At 71.3% G+C, this 21,079-nt stretch carries 23 protein-coding genes; 11 read left to right on the top strand and 12 right to left on the bottom strand.

All coding sequences use genetic code 11. The annotated features are described in order from the left end of the window. Window positions 1-85: 85 nt before the first annotated feature. Window positions 86-490: a DUF5319 domain-containing protein gene (locus AB0J80_RS12730; RefSeq protein WP_364704126.1), complete on the top strand. Its 405-nt coding sequence runs from the start codon at window positions 86-88 to the stop codon at window positions 488-490. Between the two features lie 118 nt (window positions 491-608). On the opposite strand, the gene AB0J80_RS12735 is transcribed toward AB0J80_RS12730, so the two are convergent. Continuing rightward, window positions 609-1,454 (bottom strand): helix-turn-helix transcriptional regulator, encoded by an 846-nt coding sequence (locus tag AB0J80_RS12735; protein WP_364704128.1) that lies wholly within the window; start codon window positions 1,452-1,454, stop codon window positions 609-611. A gap of 230 nt (window positions 1,455-1,684) precedes the next feature. Between AB0J80_RS12735 and AB0J80_RS12740 the strand changes: the two genes are divergently transcribed. The 3 genes from AB0J80_RS12740 (at window position 1,685) to AB0J80_RS12750 (ending at window position 3,294) form a co-directional block, all read left to right on the top strand. Then, window positions 1,685-2,074, top strand: a complete 390-nt coding sequence (locus AB0J80_RS12740; RefSeq protein WP_106131252.1) for a WhiB family transcriptional regulator — start codon at window positions 1,685-1,687, stop codon at window positions 2,072-2,074. A 604-nt stretch (window positions 2,075-2,678) separates the two neighbouring features. Further along, window positions 2,679-2,909, top strand: coding sequence for a hypothetical protein (locus tag AB0J80_RS12745; protein ID WP_364704130.1), 231 nt, complete (start codon window positions 2,679-2,681; stop codon window positions 2,907-2,909). 10 nt (window positions 2,910-2,919) lie between these two features. Beyond that, window positions 2,920-3,294, top strand: a complete 375-nt coding sequence (locus AB0J80_RS12750; RefSeq protein WP_364704132.1) for a hypothetical protein — start codon at window positions 2,920-2,922, stop codon at window positions 3,292-3,294. A gap of 82 nt (window positions 3,295-3,376) precedes the next feature. Here the strand turns inward: AB0J80_RS12750 and AB0J80_RS12755 are convergent, their stop codons facing one another. The 4 genes from AB0J80_RS12755 to groES form a co-directional block, all read right to left on the bottom strand. After that, window positions 3,377-4,900, bottom strand: coding sequence for a molybdopterin-dependent oxidoreductase (locus AB0J80_RS12755; protein ID WP_364704134.1), 1,524 nt, complete (start codon window positions 4,898-4,900; stop codon window positions 3,377-3,379). 37 nt (window positions 4,901-4,937) lie between these two features. Then, on the bottom strand, window positions 4,938-5,558 hold the full coding sequence (locus tag AB0J80_RS12760; protein ID WP_364704136.1) for a hypothetical protein: 621 nt from the start codon (window positions 5,556-5,558) through the stop codon (window positions 4,938-4,940). A gap of 85 nt (window positions 5,559-5,643) precedes the next feature. Beyond that, window positions 5,644-7,293: a chaperonin GroEL gene (gene groL, locus AB0J80_RS12765; RefSeq protein ID WP_364704138.1), complete on the bottom strand. Its 1,650-nt coding sequence runs from the start codon at window positions 7,291-7,293 to the stop codon at window positions 5,644-5,646. A 71-nt stretch (window positions 7,294-7,364) separates the two neighbouring features. Next, window positions 7,365-7,679: a co-chaperone GroES gene (groES, locus tag AB0J80_RS12770; RefSeq protein ID WP_082771855.1), complete on the bottom strand. Its 315-nt coding sequence runs from the start codon at window positions 7,677-7,679 to the stop codon at window positions 7,365-7,367. A 217-nt stretch (window positions 7,680-7,896) separates the two neighbouring features. On the opposite strand from groES, the gene AB0J80_RS12775 reads away from it, so the two are divergent. From AB0J80_RS12775 to AB0J80_RS12805, 7 genes are all read left to right on the top strand, one after another. Then, window positions 7,897-9,063 (top strand): class I SAM-dependent methyltransferase, encoded by a 1,167-nt coding sequence (locus AB0J80_RS12775; RefSeq protein WP_364704141.1) that lies wholly within the window; start codon window positions 7,897-7,899, stop codon window positions 9,061-9,063. Between the two features lie 11 nt (window positions 9,064-9,074). Further along, the gene (gene ybaK / locus AB0J80_RS12780; RefSeq protein WP_364704144.1) at window positions 9,075-9,557 is read left to right on the top strand and encodes a Cys-tRNA(Pro) deacylase; all 483 of its coding nucleotides are present in this window, start codon (window positions 9,075-9,077) and stop codon (window positions 9,555-9,557) included. Window positions 9,558-9,791: 234 nt separating this feature from the next. After that, a complete protein-coding gene (locus AB0J80_RS12785) occupies window positions 9,792-10,895 on the top strand; it encodes a substrate-binding domain-containing protein (protein WP_364704147.1) in 1,104 nt (367 codons plus the stop codon). A gap of 80 nt (window positions 10,896-10,975) precedes the next feature. Further along, window positions 10,976-11,788: an ATP-binding cassette domain-containing protein gene (locus AB0J80_RS12790; protein ID WP_364704150.1), complete on the top strand. Its 813-nt coding sequence runs from the start codon at window positions 10,976-10,978 to the stop codon at window positions 11,786-11,788. Then, a complete protein-coding gene (locus AB0J80_RS12795; RefSeq protein ID WP_364704153.1) occupies window positions 11,785-13,038 on the top strand; it encodes an ABC transporter permease in 1,254 nt (417 codons plus the stop codon). Before AB0J80_RS12790 ends, AB0J80_RS12795 begins: the two co-directional genes overlap by 4 nt. Further along, complete coding sequence (locus AB0J80_RS12800) at window positions 13,035-14,222, top strand: ROK family transcriptional regulator (RefSeq protein WP_364704155.1); 1,188 nt, start codon at window positions 13,035-13,037, stop codon at window positions 14,220-14,222. Before AB0J80_RS12795 ends, AB0J80_RS12800 begins: the two co-directional genes overlap by 4 nt. Window positions 14,223-14,231: 9 nt before the next feature. Continuing rightward, the gene (locus AB0J80_RS12805; RefSeq protein ID WP_364704158.1) at window positions 14,232-14,492 is read left to right on the top strand and encodes a DUF1707 domain-containing protein; all 261 of its coding nucleotides are present in this window, start codon (window positions 14,232-14,234) and stop codon (window positions 14,490-14,492) included. Here AB0J80_RS12805 and AB0J80_RS12810 read toward each other — a convergent pair. From AB0J80_RS12810 to ung, 7 genes are read right to left on the bottom strand one after another with little or no spacing between them, the layout of a single operon-like run. Then, complete coding sequence (locus AB0J80_RS12810) at window positions 14,452-16,236, bottom strand: ABC transporter ATP-binding protein (RefSeq protein WP_364704161.1); 1,785 nt, start codon at window positions 16,234-16,236, stop codon at window positions 14,452-14,454. The genes AB0J80_RS12805 and AB0J80_RS12810 overlap by 41 nt on opposite strands. After that, complete coding sequence (locus tag AB0J80_RS12815) at window positions 16,233-17,924, bottom strand: ABC transporter ATP-binding protein (RefSeq protein ID WP_364704164.1); 1,692 nt, start codon at window positions 17,922-17,924, stop codon at window positions 16,233-16,235. The genes AB0J80_RS12810 and AB0J80_RS12815 overlap by 4 nt, the downstream gene beginning before the upstream one ends. 43 nt (window positions 17,925-17,967) lie before the next feature. After that, a complete protein-coding gene (locus tag AB0J80_RS12820; RefSeq protein ID WP_364704167.1) occupies window positions 17,968-18,222 on the bottom strand; it encodes a hypothetical protein in 255 nt (84 codons plus the stop codon). 9 nt (window positions 18,223-18,231) lie between these two features. Further along, window positions 18,232-19,284 (bottom strand): tRNA (adenosine(37)-N6)-threonylcarbamoyltransferase complex transferase subunit TsaD, encoded by a 1,053-nt coding sequence (gene tsaD, locus AB0J80_RS12825; protein ID WP_364704170.1) that lies wholly within the window; start codon window positions 19,282-19,284, stop codon window positions 18,232-18,234. Then, window positions 19,277-19,705 (bottom strand): ribosomal protein S18-alanine N-acetyltransferase, encoded by a 429-nt coding sequence (rimI, locus tag AB0J80_RS12830; protein WP_364704173.1) that lies wholly within the window; start codon window positions 19,703-19,705, stop codon window positions 19,277-19,279. The genes tsaD and rimI overlap by 8 nt, the downstream gene beginning before the upstream one ends. Then, window positions 19,705-20,361, bottom strand: a complete 657-nt coding sequence (tsaB, locus tag AB0J80_RS12835; protein ID WP_364704176.1) for a tRNA (adenosine(37)-N6)-threonylcarbamoyltransferase complex dimerization subunit type 1 TsaB — start codon at window positions 20,359-20,361, stop codon at window positions 19,705-19,707. Before tsaB ends, rimI begins: the two co-directional genes overlap by 1 nt. 26 nt (window positions 20,362-20,387) lie before the next feature. Next, entirely contained in the window at window positions 20,388-21,068 is a 681-nt protein-coding gene (ung, locus tag AB0J80_RS12840; protein WP_364704178.1) for a uracil-DNA glycosylase, read from the bottom strand. Window positions 21,069-21,079: the final 11 nt, after the last annotated feature.

Here is a 21,079-nt window from a genome sequence, read left to right on the forward strand (position 1 = left end):
TACTCATCGGCCAGGGCGTACCCGACGGGGCGGACAGCACGTGCGGGCCAGCACACAGTGCCCCTTGATGGGTACGGTATACAGCGTGCAAGAAGAGCCGATCGACCCGTTCAACGGCGACCCCGCCGACCCGGCCGCGGGACTCGACGACCTCACCGAGGACGCCGAGCAGGATCCGCTGACCGACGCCGAGCGGCAGGACGTGCTGGAGGACCTGTCTGACCTGGAGATCTACCAGGCACTGCTGAGCCCCACCGGCATCCGCGGCCTGGTGATCGAGTGCGAGGACTGCCACGAACCGCACTACTTCGACTGGGATCTGCTGCGCGGCAATCTGCGCCATCTGCTGTCGAGCGGGCGGCCGCGGGTGCACGAGCCGGCCTACGACCCGGATCCCGATCACTACGTCACGTGGGAGTACGCGCGGGGTTATGCGGATGGCGTACACGACACGCTGACCGAGGGAACGGACGACGAACCGACGTCCTGAGATTTCGCCGACGCCGACGGCGGGCCGCCCCGAGGGGCGACCCGCCGTTCGTCGTCCGGGCCTCTTGCGGTGACCGGGCCACCCCGCCCGGCCGTCCGTCGCTTCCCTGTCAGGCCCCTCAGGCCACCAGGCCGGCGCGGAAGCCGGCCGCCACCGCGTGGGCGCGGTCGCGGGCGCCGAGCTTGCGGAAGAGCCGGCGGGCGTGGGTCTTCACCGTGTCCTCGGACACGAACAGCTCCCGGCCGATCTCGGCATTGCTCTTGCCGTCGGCCATCCCCCGCAGCACCTGAAGCTCCCGTTCGGTGAGCGTCAGGCGGCGGCCGGCCGGAGCCCCGTCGCCGACCCGGGCGTCGTTGCCCGGCCAGACCAGGGGTCGCCCGGTCGCCGGGTCGATCTCCGAGCCGTCCCCGCGCTGGGCGGGAACCATCGGCGAGTTCGGCACCATGGCCGGGATCCCCGCGGAGTTGGGGGTGCCGGCCATGGCCATGCCGTCACGGTGCAGCCCGCGGGCGGCTGCCGAGTTGTTGTTGCGTCCTACTCCGCCCACGGCCGCGGGCTGGGCGTTCGCGCCGTTGATCGGCATGCCCTGCGGGCGTACCGGCAACAGCAGGAGCAGGAGCGCCTTGGCGACCACGCTGACCAGGTCGTGCTCGACGCCGCGGATGACGCCACGGGCGCCGGCGGCGACCGTGGCGGCGGCGACCCGGGGGTCTTCCGCGCCGAAGAGGACGACCTGCGCCTGCGGGGCGCGGGCGAGGACGCGCCGGGTGAAACCGACGCTGTCGGGACGGGTCACGGCGGTGTCGGCCAGAACGACCTCGGCCGGCCTTTCAGCCAGACGGATCATGGCCTCGGTCTCGCTCACCGCTGTCCGAACCACCCCGGTCATGCCGAGCCGGGCCGCGGTGGACGCGACGGTCTGGGCCGCCAGTGGGGTACGGACGCACACGAGGACGGTACGCACAGTGATCCTCCTTCTCTCTCAGAGGAGATCACGCGAGGGCCGCAGCATTACGCGCTTTAGATGGAAAAAATGGGAAAGATCGGTACGGGTTTCGGCACCGGTGAGATACGGCCGACGAAGACATCGACAAGTCGTGTGTGATCCGGCGTGTGCCGGGGTACACGGGCGGCAGGCCTGAGCCAGGCCCCTCATGACAACACTCCGCGGTGCCGCGCGGGAGGAGGGTGTTGATGTCGAACGTTCGCAGACTGCCCGGGCCCATCGCCGACCTGTGGGACTGGCAGCGACTCGGCCTGTGCAGGGGGCGCGACAGCGCCCAGTTCTTCCACCCCGACGGCGAGCGCGGATCTTCCCGCAATCGCCGGGAGGCGAAGGCCAAGACGATGTGCGGCGCATGCCCGGTCCGGGCCGAGTGCGCCGCCCACGCGCTGGCTGTCCGTGAGCCGTACGGCGTCTGGGGAGGTTTCAGCGAAGCGGAGCGGCTGCGGCTGCTCGCGGTCGGCTGGGAGGACCTTGCCGATCGGCATCACGGACGGGTCGACCTTGCCCGGCTCGAGGCACGCCTCGGCCGGCCCCACAAGTCCACGGTGCCGGCACAACGGCAGGCACCGGCGGCGTGACGCCGCCCGAGGCGCGGCACCACCACACACCTGACGACGCGGTTCCCACCGGGGAGCCGCGTCGGCGTCTGTAACGGCATGTCAGCCGCATCGGTGAACATGCAAGCCACCGTATGAGCGAACTTGCCCTTGACGTCGGACGAAAAGTGCGGCTTTCGCGTGACACCCGTTTCACTCACCGGGATCCCCACCACGGGCCGCCGATAATGCATCCTGCCTGGTCAGCGCGGCGCCGCGGCCGGCGCAGTCCGGATAGCGCGGGCACAAGCCACAGACGGCGGGCTTGACGAGCGGCCGGTTTGGCACATCGCCCCGGCAGCGCTGTCGGATGGCTGCACAGTTCCGTAGATCCGGAGGGATAAGGAGGCGACCCTCGTCACCATGAACTGCGTAGATGACTCATACCAGCCGAAAGTCGACGTTGTCTGCCGTCAACAAGCCGACGAGTTCCGCCGCTCCCCTCACCTCGCAACCAACGAGAAGTAACGTCGCCTTCGAAACCTCAAGCCGGGCTGCTCACCTCCGACAAAGAGGGCATGCACCGGCACCCGACCTCATGCGGCAGAAGCGACACCCCGCTGCTCTCGCGAGAGACGGAGTACCGATGCCGACGCTCAGCCATCCGCTCGCACCGCCGTCTGTTCACCGGCCCGTCAAGTCGAGGCACGACGGCATGAGCCTCGGCCGGTGGTGGAACCACCTCGTCGCGCAACGGCGTTTTCACCGGCGACGCCGTGACGCTGAATACGAGCGGCTGGCCGCCTGGCAGATCAATGAACAGCTGCGCCGCGGGTTCAACCGCATCGGCCCTCCGCCGGGCTTCGGCGACGACTGACCGTCGGTTCATGCCTACAAAGCGCCAGAAGGCTTGGGAGAGCCTCGCTCCATGGGAGCAGGCCGCCATGTGGGCAAAGGTCGATCCGGCCTACGGGCAGCGCGTGCTCGACCAGATGGAGATCAAGGAACGGCACCTGCGACGGATGGACTGGGTCCATCACCTGGCCAACTCCTTCTGCGGTCTGGTAGCTCTCGGCTTGGTCGTCTGGCTCACCAAATACTTCGTCGACCAGGACCATGCCACCCAAGGCGCCTCGGTCTTCATCGCAAGTGGGACGATCATCGGCATCTTCGTCACCAAGAAGCTCACGAACCGGCGTCCCCCTTCGCCCCCGGCGGATCCTTCCCAGCCGAGCATCGCGGACATGGAGACGGCTCCCTGAGCCTTCCGCCGTGACGTGCCGCCACCCGGCCCCGGAGCAGGCCTACGTTTGCAGTGCCGCCGCCCGGCCTCCTGTCGCGAGATCAATCGATGGTGAGCTGGACGGTGTGCCAGCCGGTTGCGCCGTCCGGGGCGGGTGGGGCGGGCGTGCTGGTTTGGGTCTGGCCGTCGGTGTCCGTGGCGCGGACTCGCAGGGTGTGGTCGCCCGGCGGCGCCTGCCACTGGTAGGACCACTGGACCCACGTGTCCGCGGACACCGCCGGGGCCAGGGTTGCCGGGGCCCAGGGTTGGTCGTCGACCTGGAGCTCCACCTTGGTGATGCCGCGGTGCTGGGCCCAGGCCACGCCGGCGACCGTCACGGTTCCGGGTCCTCGGCGGGCGCCGTCTCGGGGCGTGTCGATCCGGGACTGGGTCTTGATGGGCCCTCGGGCCGCCCAGCCTCGGGGGACCCAGTACGCGTCGAAGTCCGCGAATCGGGTCAGCTCGATCTCGGTGATCCACTTGCAGGCGGAGACGTAGCCGTACAGGCCTGGGACGACCATGCGCACGGGGAAGCCGTGGGGCACGGTGAGGGGCCGGCCGTTCATGCCGACGGCGAGGAGGGCGTCGCGGCCGTCGCGCAGGACGGAGGTCGGGGTGCCGCAGGTCCAGCCGTCGGCCGAGCGGGACACCACCTGATCCGCCTCCGGCAGCGGCTGGGCCTCGTCGAGGAGGGCCTGGACGGGGGTGCCGAGCCACAGCGCGTTGCCGATGAGGTCGCCGCCCACCTCGTTGGAGACGCAGGCCAGCGTGACGTACCGGGAGATCATCGGGCGCTGCAGCAGCTGCTCCCACGTGATGGTCAGCGGGTTGCGGACCATGCCGTGGATGCGCAGCTGCCAGGTGGACGGGTCGATCTGGGGTGGATACAGCGAGGTGTCGATGCGGTAGAAGTCCCTGGTCGAGGTGACGTAGGCGGTTGCACCCTCCACCTGGGCGCCGGGCGGGACGGTGGGAACCGCCTGTGCGGGCTGTGGCAGCACGACGGCCTTCCGGGCGGCGGTGACCGCGCGGCGCGAGGTCAGGTAGCGACCGACGACGCCGCCCGCCACGCCCGCGGCCGCTGCGACGCCCGCCGCGATGAGGAAGCGGCGCCGACCGTCATCGACCGGGTCGGCGAACGTGGCCCGATCGACCAGATAGCGCAGCGCGGCGGCCGCGACGACCCCGGCGACAACGGAGGGCAGGGCCGCGGCGGGCCCGGCGTCGTGCCGGGTCAGCGCGGCGACGACGCCGATCGCGGTGAAGAGCGCGACGCCGCCGAGGGCGAGACGCCACGAGCGCAGGGCAAGGATGCCCACCGCGGCGGCATAGCCGGCGAGCAGGACGACGGTGCCCGTGATGAGCGCGGTCTTGTCGTGGGTGCCGAAGACGGCTATGGCGAGGTCCTTGACCGGCCCGGGAACGGTGTCCACGACGACCGCGCCGACCGCCAGCAGCGGGGACGACTGCGGACCGGTGAAGGCGGCCACCACCTCCGCGAGACCCACCGCGACCGCAGCCGCCGCAACGCCGGCCAGGCCGGCACGCACGGTGGATGAGCGAGGCGGGTGGGTGGAGGAGGTCACGGCATCTATCCTGCCCGGGGTAGGGGCCGGATGGTTCTTACGAAGTTATGACGGGTGTCCGCAGCGGCGGCAAGGCCGCGACCAGCGAGTCCAGCAGCTCGACCGCACACCGGTCGGTCCGCGGTTCCGGCAGCTTCGGCACGCCCTCGAAGGGCAGGTCCCACACCACCCGTCCCGGCGACAACGTGGAGAGGGTGGCGTACCACTGCTGCAGCGGCTCCCTCAGCTGCACATGGGCGGCGAAGTTGCGTCGTCGGCGGGTCGCGTCACCGTCGCGGCGCTGCCGCAGCGTCTCCACGTCAGGAAGGCTCACGAGAACCGCGTCGGCGAATCCCAGCCGCCTGCTGCGGAAAGCCTCGCGCGTGACCGCCAGCTCGCGGTCGAACTGGGCCCGTGGCGCGAGGCCGAGCGCCGCCATCCCCCACGCGTAGTGCAGCTTCACCGGGTCGGTGTCGCAGAACGCGATCCCGTCCTGGCGTTCCAGCTCCAGGGCCGCCGACCAGCGCTGCACGCCGGTCCGTACCCAGTGACGGGCGGCGGCGACCCCGTCCGCCGGTTCGCGGCCGGTCGCCGCCGCCTCGGGCACGAACCTGCCGACGTACCGGCGGCACCAGGACGTCTTCCCGGCCGCGGTGGGTCCCTCCACGACGACGATCATCCGCGCACCTTTCCCCGCCGACTCTGCATCACACACGAGAAAGGGCGCGCCGCGGAAGCGACGCGCCCTTTCCAGAAACTACCGGTCAGAAACCCGGGCCGTGCTGGTGGCCGTGGCCACCGTGGCTGTGCCCGTGGCCGCCGGCGGCAGCGGGCTCCGGCTCGGCCGGCTTCTCCACCACGAGGCTCTCCGTGGTGAGCAGCAGGCCGGCGATCGACACGGCGTTGGAAACCGCGTTGCGGGTCACCTTGACCGGGTCGATGATGCCGGCGGCGGCGAGGTCGACGTACTCGTCCGTGGACGCGTCGAGGCCGTGGCCCCATCCGAGCTCGGCCACCTTGCCCACGACGACGTAGCCGTCGTGGCCGGCGTTCTGCGCGATCCAGCGCAGCGGCTCCACCAGCGCCTTGCGGACGATCGAGACGCCGATCGCCTCCTCGCCGGTGAGGCCCAGGTCGCCGTCGAGCGACGAGACGACCTGTGCCAGGGCGGCGCCGCCGCCGGGCACGGTGCCCTCCTCGACCGCGGCCTTGGTCGCCGCGATGGCGTCCTCGATGCGGTGCTTGCGCTCCTTCATCTCGACCTCGGTCGCGGCGCCGGCCTGGATCACGGCGATGCCGCCGGAGAGCTTGGCCAGCCGCTCGGAGAGCTTCTCGCGGTCCCAGTCGGAGTCCGACGCCTCGATCTCCTTGCGGATCTGCGCGACGCGGTCCTCGATCTCGGACTTCTTGCCACCACCGTCGACGATGGTGGTGTTCTCCTTGTCCACCACGACGCGCCGGGCGGTGCCCAGCATGTCGACGGTGACCTGGTCGAGCTTGTAGCCGAGCTCGGGGGCGATGAGCTCGCCGCCGGTGGCGATCGCCATGTCCTGCAGCATCGCCTTGCGCCGGTCCCCGAAGCCGGGGGCCTTCACCGCGGCGACCTTGAAGGTCTTGCGCAGGGCGTTCACCACGAGGGTCGACAGGGCCTGGCCCTCGACGTCCTCGGCGATGATGAGCAGCGGCTTGCCGGCCTGGAGCACCTTCTCCAGCAGCGGCAGCAGCTCCTCGACGCTGGAGATCTTCTGGGTCGTGATGAGGATGTACGCGTCCTCGAGCACGGCCTCCTGCGCCTCGGCGTCGGTCACGAAGTTCGGCGAGATGAAGCCCTTGTCGAACTGCAGACCTTCGGTGACCACGAGCTCGGTGCTGAGCGCGGAGCCCTCCTCGACGGTGATGACACCGTCGCGGCCGACCCGGTCCATCGCCTCGGCGATCAGCTCGCCGATGGTGGCGTCCTGGGCCGAGATGGTGGCCACGTTGGCGACCGACTTGTGGTCGCCGACCTCGACCGCCTTGGCCAGCAGCGCCTTCGAGACGGCCTCGGCGGCCTGGTCCATGCCCCGCTTGAGGGCGATGGGGTTGGCGCCGGCGGTCACGTTGCGCAGGCCCTCGCGGACCAGCGCCTGGGCGAGCACGGTGGCCGTGGTGGTGCCGTCGCCGGCGACGTCGTTGGTCTTGGTCGCCACTTCCTTGACGAGCTGGGCGCCGAGGTTCTCGTACGGGTCCTTGAGCTCGATCTCCTTGGCGATGGTGACACCGTCGTTGGTGATCGTGGGCGCGCCGAACTTCTTGTCCAGGACGACGTTGCGGCCGCGGGGGCCGAGGGTGACCTTGACCGTGTCGGCGAGCGTGTTGACGCCGTGCTCCAGCAGGTGCCGGGCGTCGTCAGAGAAACTGAGGATCTTCGCCATGTGTAGGTCCCTTCACGCACCACCGCCCTGACCCGAGGTGCCGGGCCAGGGCGGGAAGCACTGTCAGTAGGTCACTTCTCGATGACCGCGAGGACGTCGCGGGCGGAGAGCACCAGGTACTCCTCGCCGGCGTACTTGACCTCGGTGCCGCCGTACTTCGAGTAGAGGACCGTCTCGCCGACCTTGACGTCAACCGGGATGCGGTTGCCCTTGTCGTCGATGCGGCCCGGGCCGACAGCGAGGACGGTGCCCTCCTGCGGCTTCTCCTTGGCGGTGTCGGGGATCACGATGCCCGACGCCGTGGTCGTCTCAGCCTCGTTCGCCTGGACCACGATCCGGTCCTCGAGCGGCTTGATCGCAACCTTGGTCGCGGTAGTCACGGGCATACCCTCCTGGGTACAGGTTTCGCCGGCCTGGGTCGGCCGATCTCATGCCTCATGCCACCGGGCGGGGCCGTCGTCGCGGGTGCCGGTCCGCCTGGCGCAAGCGCACTCCCCCGGACGGGGCGCGCGCTGGCACCCTCGGGTTGAGAGTGCTAATCGGAGATTATGCCGGAACTAGCACTCCGTCAAGGAGAGTGCCAACACGGCAGAATGACTCCGCGTGGACCTCGAACTGCTTGCCTGCCTGCGTACCCCGGAAGGGTCCGCGGCCCTCGCCGCCGCGGCCGAGGTGGCCGACGGAGATCCGCTGACGGCGGCCTCGGCCCTGCGTTCCCGCGGCATCGCCGCGCCGCTCGCCGCAGCCGCGCTCACCCAGACCGACCTGCGGCGACGTGCCGAGGGCAAGTTCGGCGCGGCCGCGGCGGCGATGTTCTTCACCCGGCCGGGCTTCGAGCAGGCCACCCGCGCGGTGGTGGCGGACCGCCGCGCCGCGCGGCTGCGCGCGGCCGGCGTCGAGACCCTGGCCGACCTGGGCTGCGGGCTGGGCTCGGACGCGCTGGCGGCGGCCCGTCACGGCATCCGGGTGTACGCGGTGGACGCCGACCCGCTGACCGCCGCCGTGGCCGAGGCGAACGCGGCTGCCGCCGGCCTCGCCGAGCTGGTGACCGTGGAGTGCGCCGACGCCACCGGCGTCGAGGTGGAGAAGTTCGACGCGGTCTTCGCCGACCCGGCGCGCCGCCGGGCGGGTCGCGGGCGGGTCATGGATCCGCAGGCCTGGTCGCCGCCGTGGGACTTCATCGCGGCCCTGCCTGCCCGGGTGCCGCGGACGGTGCTCAAGCTGGCGCCCGGCATCGACCACGCCCTGCTGCCACCGGGCGCCGAGGGCGAGTGGGTGAGCGTCGGCGGCGAGCTGGTGGAGGCGGCGTTCTGGTGCGGACCCCTCGCGGAATTTGCGCGACGCGCGACTCTATTGCCGTCGGGCGTGACGCTGCACGGTTCCGGAGTCGAAGCGGCGCCGGTGGGGACTGTCGGCCGTTTCCTGTACGACCCGGACCCGGCGGTGGTCCGCTCGCACCTGGTCGCCGAGTTCGCGGCCGGAATCGGTGGCCGGCTCGCCGACCCGGAGATCGCGTACGTCTACACCGACGAGCCCGTGGACACGCCGTTCGCCCGCCGCCTGGAGGTCACCGACGTGCTGCCGTTCTCCCTGAAGCGGCTGCGCTCGACGCTGCGGGAACGAGGAGTGGGCCGCGCCGAGATCCGCAAGCGCGGGTCGGCCCTGGAGGTGGAGAAGCTCCGGCGCGACCTGCGCCTGCGGGGCAGTGGATCGGTGTCGATCGTGCTGACCCGGGTGGCGGGCGCGCCGACCGTCGTGCTGTGCCGTTAACCTCGCTGATCGTGGCTAAGAAGGCGGCCGGTACGCCGGCGACCGTACTGCTGTCCGCGGAGAAGGTGGCGCACGAGCTGCACCCGTACGACGTCTCGCCGGACGCCCCCAACTACGGCGCGCTCGTGGCCGAGGCGCTGGGCGTACCGCCGGAGTCGCTGTTCAAGACGTTGATCGCCGAGGTGGACGGCGCGCTGACGACTGCGGTCGTACCGGTGACCGGGGATCTTGATCTGAAGGCGCTGGCCGCAGCGGCCGGCGGGAAGCGGGCGACGCTCGCCGACCGGGCCGCCGCCGAGCGCAGCAGCGGGTACGTCCGCGGCGGCATCAGCCCGCTCGGTCAGCGCAAGCGCCTGCCGACCGTGATCGACGACTCGGCGACGGAGCTGGAGCGGATGTACGTCTCGGCCGGTCGCCGGGGGCTGCAGGTGTCGCTGGCGCCGGCCGACCTGATCCGGCTGACGGGGGCCACGACGGCACGGATCCGGACATAAATCCGGTCTCGTTACGACACCGTTACGGTCAAACCGGATCTTTCTCCGGAGAACCGCCGATTTCGGATCGCCAAGTGACCTAGCGTCACGTTGTGGAGTACGCCATGCGGTTGTGCTGCACCGCGCCACGGGAATACGTTGCCCGACACAACAAACTTGACAGGAGCGGCAATCCCCGCTGCGCGCGCGAGGAATCCGAGGCAAGATCCGGATTGATCCGAGAGGACACGAGTAATGCGTAAGGGAATGTTCGCTCTTGCCGCGGCGGGTCTGCTGGCCAGCGGCAGCATGGCCGCGTGCGGCGGCGACAAGGGCACCGAGACGGGTAGCGGCGGCACCACCGGTTCGTCCGTGGGGAAGATCGGCGTGATCCTGCCCGACACCGCGAGCTCGCAGCGGTGGGCCTCCGACGACCCGAAGTTCCTGAAGGCGGCGTTCGACGCGGCCGGCGTTCAGGCCGACATCCAGAACGCCCAGGGTGACAAGAGCCAGTTCCAGACCATCGCCGACGGCATGATCTCGAGCGGCGTCAAGGTCCTCATGATCGTCAACCTGGACTCCGGTACGGGTAAGGCGGTCCTCGACAAGGCGGCGTCGGCGGGTATCGCGACGATCGACTACGACCGTCTGACCCTCAACGGCGGCGCCAAGTACTACGTGTCGTTCGACAACGTGGCGGTCGGCAAGCTGCAGGGCGAAGGCCTGGTCAAGTGCCTGACCGACATGAAGGCCACCAAGCCGGTGGTCGCCGAGCTCAACGGTTCGCCGACGGACAACAACGCGACCCTCTTCAAGGAGGGTTACGACTCGGTGCTGAAGCCGAAGTACGACTCCGGTGACTACGTGAAGGGTCCGGACCAGTCGGTTCCGGACTGGGACAACGCGCAGGCCGGCACGATCTTCGAGCAGATGCTGACCGAGAACAAGAACATCAAGGGCGTGCTCGCCGCCAACGACGGACTGGGCAACGCCGCCATCTCCGTGCTCAAGAAGAACAAGCTGAACGGCAAGGTCCCGGTCACCGGCCAGGACGCAACCGTGCAGGGCCTGCAGAACGTGCTCGCCGGCGACCAGTGCATGACCGTCTACAAGGCGATCAAGCAGGAAGCCGACGCGGCCGCCGACCTCGCCATCTCGCTCGCCAAGGGCGAGCAGAAGTCGGTCTCCCAGAGCGTCAAGGACCCGGAGTCGGGCAAGGACGTACAGTCCGTGCTGCTCACCCCGAAGGCGATCTTCAAGGAGAACGTCAAGGACGTCGTGGCCGACGGCTTCGTGTCCAAGGACCAGCTGTGCACGGGCGACTTCGCCAAGCTCTGCACCGACAACGGCGTGAGCTGACCGCGGAACAAAGCTGAAGCACGACGCCGCCCACGCCTTCCGGGCGTGGGCGGCGCCGCATTCGAGAAGGAGAACCATCCGTGGCCGCGACACCTTTACTGGAGCTGCGCGGGATCGACAAGAGCTTCGGTCCCGTCCAGGTCCTGCACGACGTCGGACTGAGCGTCTATCCCGGCGAGGTCACCGCGCTCGTCGGCGACAACGGCGCCGGCAAGTCGACCCTGGTCAAGTGCATCAGTGGCATCTACACCATCGACGCGGGCACGGTGACCTTCGACGGCAACCAAGTCGCCATCAACAGCCCCCGCGACGCCGCCACCCTGGGCATCGAGGTCGTCTACCAGGACCTCGCCCTCTGCGACAACCTGGACATCGTCCAGAACATGTTCCTCGGCCGGGAGAAGGTCCGGGGCCTGGTCCTGGACGAGCCGACCATGGAGCAGATGGCCGGCGACACCCTCGCCAGCCTGTCCGTCCGCACCGTCAAGAGCCTGCGCCAGCTCGTCGCCAGCCTCTCCGGCGGCCAGCGCCAGACCGTCGCCATCGCCAAGGCGGTGCTCTGGAACAGCCGGGTGGTGATCCTCGACGAGCCCACCGCGGCCCTCGGCGTCGCCCAGACGGCGCAGGTCCTCGAGCTCGTGCGCCGGCTCGCCGACAACGGCCTCGGCGTCGTCCTCATCTCGCACAACATGAACGACGTCTTCGCCGTCTCCGACCGGATCGCCGCCCTCTACCTCGGCCGCATGGCGGCCCAGGTGAAGACCAGCGACGTCACCCACTCCCAGGTCGTCGAACTCATCACCTCCGGCCGCAGCGGAAACCTCGGCCTGCCGCCCGAGAAGCCGGCCGCCGCCGGTTTCGTCGACATCACGCCTCCGGGAGCCGACGCATGACAACCACGACCACCACCGTTGGCGGCGTCACGGTCGTCAAGCCCACGGTCGCCAGTCACCTGCACGACTACTGGGGCCGGATCCGCGGCGGCGACATCGGCAGCCTGCCTGCGATCCTCGGGCTGATCGTCCTCTGCCTCATCTTCGGCGTGGCCCGGCCGACCTTCTTCAGCGCCGTGAACTTCGCCAACCTGTTCGCCCAGGGCGCGGCCGTCATCTTCATCGCGATGGGCCTGGTCTTCGTCCTGCTGCTCGGCGAGATCGACCTCTCCGCCGGCTTCACCAGCGGCGTCTGCGGCGCGGTCATGGCCATCCTGCTCACCAAGCACGGCTGGAACTGGTACGCGGCCATCCCGGTCGCCCTCCTGACCGGCCTGGTGATCGGCTTCGTGCTGGGCTTCCTGGTGTCGAAGATCGGCATCCCGTCGTTCGTCGTCACGCTGGCGGCCTTCCTGGCATTCCAGGGCATCCTGTTGATGCTGCTCGAAGGCGGCAAGAACGTCTCCATCCGCGACGAGTTCGTGCTTTCCCTGGCCAACAACAACATGTCGGTCGGGGTCAGCTGGGCGCTCGCCGTCGCCGCCATCATCGCGTACGCCGCGGTGCAGTTCCTGCGGGTCCGGGGCCGGGCCGCCCGTGGGCTGGTCACCGACCCGATGGGTATCGTGCTCGCACGGATCGCCGCGCTGGCCGTGCTGCTGCTCGCGGCGGTCGCCGTACTGACCCAGGAGCGCAGCATCAACCCGCTGATCATCTCGGTGAAGGGCGTACCGATCGTCGCCCCGATCATCGCCGTGGTGCTCGTCGTGTGGACCTTCGTGCTGGCCCGGACCACGTACGGCCGGCACGTCTACGCCGTGGGCGGCAACAAGGAGGCCGCGCGCCGCGCCGGTATCCCGGTCGACCGGATCCGCATCTCGGTGTTCGTCATCGGCTCGTTCATGGCCTCGATCGGCGGCATCATCGCGGCGAGCCGCGCCAACTCCGTCGACCCGAACTCCGGCGGCAGCAACGTCCTGCTGTACGCCGTGGGCGCGGCGGTCATCGGCGGCACGAGCCTCTTCGGCGGCAAGGGCCGGGTGCTCGACGCGGTCATCGGTGGCGCGGTCATCGCGGTCATCGACAACGGCATGGGCCTGATGGGCTACAGCGCCGGCACCAAGTTCGTGGTCACGGGCCTGATCCTGCTGCTCGCCGCCAGCGTCGACGCGCTCTCGCGCCGCAGGGCGGCCGCCACCGGAAACCGATGAGGGCCGGGCCCAGCCAGGAGGAGGTACGCCGGCACAACCTGGGCACGTTGCTCCGATACGTACACATTCATGGGGCTACGTCCCGGGCCGAGCTCACCACCAAGCTGGGCCTCAACCGCAGCACCATCGGCGCCCTGACCGCGGACCTCACCGCCGCGGGACTGGTGACCGAGAAGGGACAACGAGAGACCGGCCGGGCCGGACGACCGTCACTGGTCGTCCGGCCCGAGTCGTCCAAGGTCTACGCGTACGCGCTCAACATCGAGGTGGACCGCCTGCGCGCCGCACGGGTCGGCCTGGGCGGCACCATCCTCGACCGGCGCGAGGCCCCCCGCCCCCGGGGCATGCAGGTCGTCGACGCGGTGCAGCCGCTGGCCGGGTTCATCCACGAGATGCGGACGCACGTGCCGGACGACGCCCGCTACGTCGGCGCCGGGCTGGCCATCGCCGGCATGGTGCGCCGCGCCGACGGCATGGTGCGCCTGGCCCCGACCATCGGCTGGGTCGAGGAGCCGGTCGGCGAGGCGCTGGTCGACGAGATCGGCGACGTCGGACCGATGATCGTCGGCAACATCGCCGACGTCTCCGCGCTGGTCGAGCACAGCCGCGGCGCGGCGGCCGGCCGGGACAACGTGATCTACCTGTACGGCGACGTCGGCGTCGGCGCGGGCATCATCGCCGGCGGCCGCCGCATCACCGGCCACGGCGGCTACGGCGGCGAGGTCGGCCACATGGTGGTCAACCCGTACGGCCGGCCGTGCAGCTGCGGCTCCCGCGGCTGCTGGGAGACCGAGATCGGCGAGTACCCGCTGCTCAAGCTGGCCGGCCGGGAGGACCGCAGCGGCCGCGAGGCGGTGCTGGGCGTGGTCGAGGCGGCGATGCGCGGCGACTGGGTGGCGCAGCAGGCGGTCCGCCACGTCGGCGAGTGGATCGGCCTCGGCGTCGGCAACCTGGTCAACATCTTCAACCCGGAGGCGGTCATCTTCGGCGGCACGCTGCGCGACGTGTACCTCGTGGCGGCGGCCCAGATCCGCTCCCGGCTCAAGGAGGTGGCCCTGCCCGCGTGCCGGGAGAACATCCGGCTGCGCACCCCGGAGCTGGGCACCGACGCCGCCCTGATCGGCGCGGCCGAGCTCGCCTTCGAACGCCTCCTGGAAGACCCGCTGCTGGGCTCCCCGAGCTAGAGTGCCCGCATGCGCGCTTCCGACGAGGACCGGCAGCGGATCGTCGCCGCCCTGGAGCGGCACACCGGCGCCGGGCGGCTGACCCTCGACGAGTTCGCCCAGCGGGTGGGCGTGGCCGCCGACGCCCGGACCCTGGACGAGCTGGCCGCCGTGGTCAGCGACCTGCCCGCCGAGCAGCCCGAGGAGCGGCAGCGGCGGGAGTTCCTGCTGCTGCTCGCGATCGCCCTGGTCACCCTTGTTCTGCTGGGTGTGTTCCTGGCCCTGCGCTAGAACCGACCGGCGGGGTGCCGTGCCAGGAGGCCCACAGCGCCGCGTACGAGCCACCCGCGGCCACCAGCTCGTCGTGCGAGCCCAGCTCGGTGATCCGCCCCTCCTCCACCACCGCCACCCGGTCCGCGTCGTGCGCCGAGAACAGCCGGTGCGCGATCGCGACGACCGTCCGGCCCCGCAGCACCGCGGCCAGCGACTGCTCGAGATCCCGGGCGGCCCGCGGGTCCAGCATCGCGGTGGCCTCGTCGAGCACCAGCGTGTGCGGGTCCGCGAGCACCAGCCGGGCGAGCGCGACCTGCTGCGCCTGGGCCGCCGACAGGCTCACCCCGCCCGCTCCCACGACCGTGTCGAGGCCGTCGGGCAGCTCGTCCGCCCACTTCAGGGCGTTCACCGCGGCCAGCGCCTCGCGGACGTGCGCCGCCGAGGAGCCGGGCCGCACCATGGCGACGTTGTCGCGCAGCGTACCCATGAAGACGTGGTGTTCCTGGCTCACCAGGGCGACCTCGGTGCGCAGCCGGTCCAGCGGCAGGCTCGTCAGCGCGGCGCCGCCGACGGTGATCGACCCGGCGCCCGGCGCGTGCACCCCGGCGAGCAGGCGCCCCAGCGTGGACTTGCCCGCGCCGGACGGGCCGACGATCGCCAGGCGCTCCCCCGGGGCGATCGTCAGGTTGATGCCGTGCAGCACCTCGCGGCCCTCGACGTAGGAGAACCGCACGTCCTTCGCGACGATCTCCGCACCGCGCGGGGTCACGTCCGAGGACGCGGCGGCGCCGAACGAGACGCCCAGCAGGCGGGCCAGGGACGCGGCACCCACCTGCAGTTCGTCGAGCCAGCCGAGGAAGCGGTCGATCGGGTCGACCAGCAGCTGCGTGTAGAGCACCGCCGCGGTGACCTGGCCGAGGTCGACCCAGCCGTGCAGGTAGAACCAGCCGCCGAGCAGCAGCGTGCCGACCACCGGCAGCACGTAGCCCACCTCGATCGACGGCATCCACACCGTACGCAGGAACAGCGTGTACCGCTCGGCTTGCCAGGACCGCCGCAGGTCGGCGTCCGTACGCCGGATGCGCTGCCGCTGCCGGCGCAGCGCGTCCACCGTCCGAGCCCCCTCGACCGTCTCCGCGAGACCGTCGGTGACCTGCGAGTACGCGGCGTTCTGCCGCAGATAGCCGCCGGCCGCCCGCCGCAGGTACCACCGCGTCGACACGGTGAGGATCGGCACGGCGATGAGCAACGGCACCGCGAGCAGCGGACTGACCAGCACCAGGGCGCCGACCGCGAGCGACGCGGTGATCAGCGCGATCACCGTCTCGGGCACCGCGAAGCGCAGGCACCGCGACAGCGCGTCGACGTCCCGGGAGGTACGCGTGAGCAGATCACCCGTGCCGGCGCGCTCGACCGTCGACAGCGGAATGGTCAGCACCCGGTCGACGAACTCCTCCCGCAGCTCGGCCAGCACCTGCTCACCGAGCCGCGCCGACGCCAGGTACGCGAACCGCACCAGCACCGCCTGCACGACCACGAACACGGCGATGGTGGCGGCGATCCGGTCCACGGTGCGCACCCCGGCGTCGTGCTGGATCGACTCGACCAGGTCGCCGAGCAGCCGCGGCCCCAGGAGACCGGCCATGGCGGCCAGCGCGTGCAGGGCTACGGTCGTGAGGAGGGCGCGCGGATGCCGGCGGAACAGGTCGCGGGCGTACCGGCGCACCTGGCGGGTGTCCGCCACCGGGAGCGCGTTGCTCACTCGCGCAGCACCGTCCTCGCATAGGCGAAGCTGCCGTCCAGCAGCTCGCGATGGGTTCCCTCGGCGACCACCACACCGTCCTCGACGTAGAGGACGTGGTCGGCGCGGTCCAGCACCAGCGGGCTGGTCGAACAGACGACGGTCGTGCGGCCGTGCCGCGCCGCCGCGAGCCGGCCGGCGATCCGGGCCTCGGTGTGCGCGTCGACCGCGCTGGTCGGCTCGACCAGCACGAGGATCTCCGGGTCGGCGACCAGCGCCCGGGCCAGCCGCAGGCGCTGCTGCTGACCGCCGGAGAAGCTGCGGCCCCGCTCGGCGACCTCGCTGTCCAGGCCGCCGGGGACGGCCTCGACCACGTCGGTCGCGGAGGCGGCGGCGAGGGCGGCCGGTGCCCGCCCCGTGCCCAGCGGGTCGAGGTCGTCGCGCAACGGCCCGGAGAACAGGCGGGCGTCGTTGTCCGCGACGAGGATCCGCTCCCGCACGGCTTCCACCTCAAGATCTTCCAACGGTACGCCGGCAAGCGTCGTCCCGGCGCCCGCAGCGGTGTAGTGCCCCAGCCGGTCCGCGATGGCGGCCGCGTCCGCGGGCAGGGCGGCGGCGATGGCGGTGACCAGCCCCGGCCGCACGACCACTCCGGACACCGGGTCGACCAGGTCGCCACGCTCGGGCACCCGGGCCGGGCGGACCGGCTCGCGCAGGTCCGTCCGCACCCGCAGCATCGACACGACCCGGCGGCCGGACACGTGCCCTCGAGTGATCTTGTCGATGGTCTCGGTGAGCTGGCGCAGCGGGGAGACGAGGAAGGCGGCGTACCCGTAGAAGGAGACCAGCTGCCCCACCGTGATCCGGCCGGAGATCGCGAAGCGCGCGCCCAGCCACGTGACCAGCACCAGGAAGATGCCGGGCAGCAGCACCTGCGCCGCGTCGAGCAGCGCCTCGACCCGGGCGACGTGCAGCCCGGCGGCCCGCAGCGTCTGCGACTCGCGGCGGTAGCGCTGCGACACGACCGGCTCGCCGCCCACCCCGCGCAGCACCCGCAGCCCGCCGACCAGGTCGGTGGCCCGGCCGGTGAGCCGGCCCTGCTGTTCCCTGTACGCCTGCTGGCGGCGGTGCAGCGGCCGGATGAGCAGGCCCACGACCGCCATCAGCAGCGGGATCCCGAGCACCACCACGAGCCCCAGCGGCACCGACGTGACGAGCAGGATCGTGGAGACGGTCACGACCGCGACGATCGATCCGACGCCACGGGCGGTGATGTCGATCGCGTTGCCGATGTGCGTGATGTCCGCCGTACCGATGGCGACGACCTCGCCCGCATCCAGCCGGCGCGGCAACGCGACCCCGAGCCGGCCGGCCTGCCGGACGGCGACCTGCACGGTCCGGTACGCGGCCGCCAGCCAGTTGTAGACGGCCCGGCGGTGCCGCAGCAGCCCGGCCCCGATCTGCACGAGGCCGACGCCGAGCAGCACCGTGCTCCAGAGCAGCAGCTCACGGCCGTTGTGATGGATCAGCCCGGCATCGATCGCCTTGCCGATGACCGCGGGCACGAACGCCTGACAGACCATCCACACGACCGCGAAGAAGATCGCGGCGCCGACGGATACCGCCGTGCGCCGGGCGAGCCACCCCAGGTAGCGGGTGGCGGACCGGTGATCGGGAGAGCCGGGATCGGCGGGGGGCAGATCACGCATCGCCCTTCGACGTTACGTAACGGCGCCGTCACGATCCAGCGCGTTATCTGTCGACCGGCGTGAAATCCCACACGTGCGGAGACCGGGCGACGAGGTTTTCCGGAGGCGCGGGAAGGGAAGCGGGACTGTTCCGCCACCGCGTAATGACCACAATGCGCAGATCCGTGGAGGAATACACCTCGCTCGACACGTGCGAGGGCAGCACCTCGAGCTCGGGCAGCGCCCGGTCACACACCCAGCTCAGCAGCTCGTCGAAGCCGCCGCGCGAGGCGCGTACCTCCCACATGCGTGCGATCATGCTGGCTTCCTACCCCGCCACAGCGATCGAGGTCAATGACATCGCGGAATCGGCCGGCAGATCGAGAGGACTCGGCGCGACACCGGCCGCGACGAGATGCGAGCCGAGAGCGGCCACCATCGCCCCGTTGTCCGTGCACAGCTGCGGCCGCGGCACCCGTACGCGCACACCCGCCTTCGCCGCCCGCTCCTCGGCCAGCAGCCGCAGCCGCGAGTTGGCCGCCACCCCGCCGCCGATGACCAGCGTCTCGACGCCGTGCTCCCGGCACGCGTCCAGCGCCTTGGCGGTGAGCACGTCACAGACCGCGTCCTGGAAGCTCGCGGCCACGTCCGCGACCGGCACCGGCTCACCACTGCGCTCCCGCGCCTCCACCCAGCGGGCCACGGCGGTCTTCAGCCCCGAGAACGAGAAGTCGAACCGGTGCGTGGCGAGATCCTTCGGCGCGGTCAACCCCCGCGGGAAGGCGATCGCCCGCGGATCACCGTCGCGCGCCGTACGGTCGATCACCGGCCCACCCGGAAACCCCATCCCCAGCAGCCGCGCGACCTTGTCGAACGCCTCCCCGGCGGCGTCGTCGATGGTGGCCCCGAGCGGCGTGACGCCGGCGGTGAGGTCGTCGACGAGCAGCAGCGAGGAGTGTCCGCCGGAGACGAGCATCGCCACGGCCGGCTCGGGCAGTGGACCGTGCTCGAGCGTGTCGACGGCCACGTGGGCGGCGAGGTGGTTGACGCCGTAGATCGGCTTCTCCGCGGCAAGGGCGTACCCCTTGGCGGCGGCGACCCCGACGAGCAGCGCGCCCGCGAGACCGGGCCCAGCGGTCACCGCGATCGCGTCGATGTCCCGCAGCGTCACCCCGGCGTCGTCGAGCGCCCGCTGCATGGTCGGGACGATCGCCTCGAGGTGCGCCCGGCTCGCGACCTCGGGCACCACCCCGCCGAACCGCGCGTGCTGGTCCACACTGGACGCCAGCGCGTCGGCCAGCAGGGTGTGCCCGCGCACGATGCCGACGCCGGTCTCGTCGCAGGAGGTCTCGATCCCGAGGACCAGGGGCTCGTCAGGCATCGCGCATCATCACCAGGGCGTCCGTGTTGGTCGGTTGGTAGTAGCCCCGCCGGATCCCGACGGGCTCGAAGTCGTACGAGGCGTAGAGCTGCTGCGCGGCCCGGTTGTCCACGGCCACCTCCAGCAGCACCTTCCGGTCGCCGGCCCGCTCCAGCAGAGTCTCCAGCAGCCGCCGCCCGATGCCGCGCTGCTGCGCCGCCCGCTTCACGGCGATGTTCTGCACCCAGCTCTCCGTCTCGTCGACGACCGCCAGCCCGGCATACCCGACGATCTCCTCGCCCTCGTGGGCGACGACGTAGAAGTTCCGCTGGGCCAGCTCGTTCCAGAACATCGCCGCGGACCACTTCTCCGGCCCGAAGAGATCCTCCTCGAGGGGAAGCACGTCGGCGATGTGCCACCACCGGAACCGCGCGATCTCCATCAGGGCAGCACTGGCTTCCGCTCACCGGGCGCCACCGCGTCCGGGCGCCGCAGGTACAGCGGGGTCAGCGGATCGCCCGGCGCCCCCGCCCGGATCTTGTCGAGCGCCAGGGCGATCAACGCCTCCCCGGGCGGATGCACCACCCGGTCGTCGATCGGGAGCCCGAAGACGTCGCTGTACTTGACGGCGCCCTCCCCCACGGCCCGGTGGGCATCGACCCGCACATCGGCCGGCTTCGCGACATCGGGATCGGTCACCCGCTTCCCGTCGAGATAGGTCGCGAAATACACCTCCCGCCGCCGGGCGTCGGTCGCCACCAGCACCCGGCCGGGTCCGGCAGCGCGGCCCAAGGCGTCGAGAGAGCAGGTCCCGTACGCGGGGATGCCCAGCGCCTGCCCCATGCTGGCGGCGGTGACAAGCCCCACCCGCAGCCCGGTGAAGGGCCCGGGGCCGGTCCCGGCGACGATGGCACCGAGATCGGTGGGCCGCGCGCCGGCGTCTGCGAGCAGGAGCCGCACCTGAGGCGCGAGCAGCTCCCCGTGGGCCCGCGGGTCGACGACGCGCCGCTCCCCGAGACCGGTCAGCCGGCGGTCGGTCACCTCGGCCAGAGCGGCGGTGACCGCGGGCGTGGAGGTGTCCAGAGCGAGTACGAGCACCACCAAACCCTAGCGGCAGGCTCCCGTCAGGCTCGGGGGTCCCAGTCGATCGGCGGGCGGCCGGCGTCGGCGAGGGCCTTGTTGGCCGCGCTGAACATGCGGGCACCGAAGAAGTCCTTGCCGCCGTTCAGCGGGCTCGGGTGCCCCGACTCGATCACCGTGTGGACCGGGTTGGTGACCAGCGCCGCCTTCTTGCGGGCGTACGAGCCCCACAGCAGGAACACCACCCGTTCCCGCCGGGCGTCCAGCGCACGGATCGTCGCGTCGGTGAAGACCTCCCAGCCCTTGCCCTTGTGCGACGCCGCCGCCCCCGCCCGTACCGTCAGAACCGCGTTGAGCAGCAGGACCCCCTGCCGCGCCCAGCCGGTCAGGTCCCCACCGGCCGGCGGCGGCACACCGACGTCCGCGGCGAGCTCCTTGTAGACGTTGCGCAGCGACGGCGGCACCCGCACCCCGTCACGGACGCTGAAGCTCAGGCCGTGCGCCTGCCCCGGCCCGTGGTACGGGTCCTGGCCGAGGATCAGCACCCGCGTCTCCTCGGGCGGGCACAGCCGGTATGCCGCGAAGAGGTCCTCGACCGGCGGGTAGACGGTGTGCTGGGCGTACTGCTCGCCGACGAACGCACCCAGCGCCTCCGTGGCGGCCGGGTCGAGGAACGGCGTGAGCTCCGCGCGCCAGGCGGGCGGAAGCAGGTCGGGCAGGTTCACATCATCTCCGC

Source organism: Actinoplanes sp. NPDC049548 (assembly GCF_040676695.1).
Taxonomy (GTDB): domain Bacteria; phylum Actinomycetota; class Actinomycetes; order Mycobacteriales; family Micromonosporaceae; genus Actinoplanes.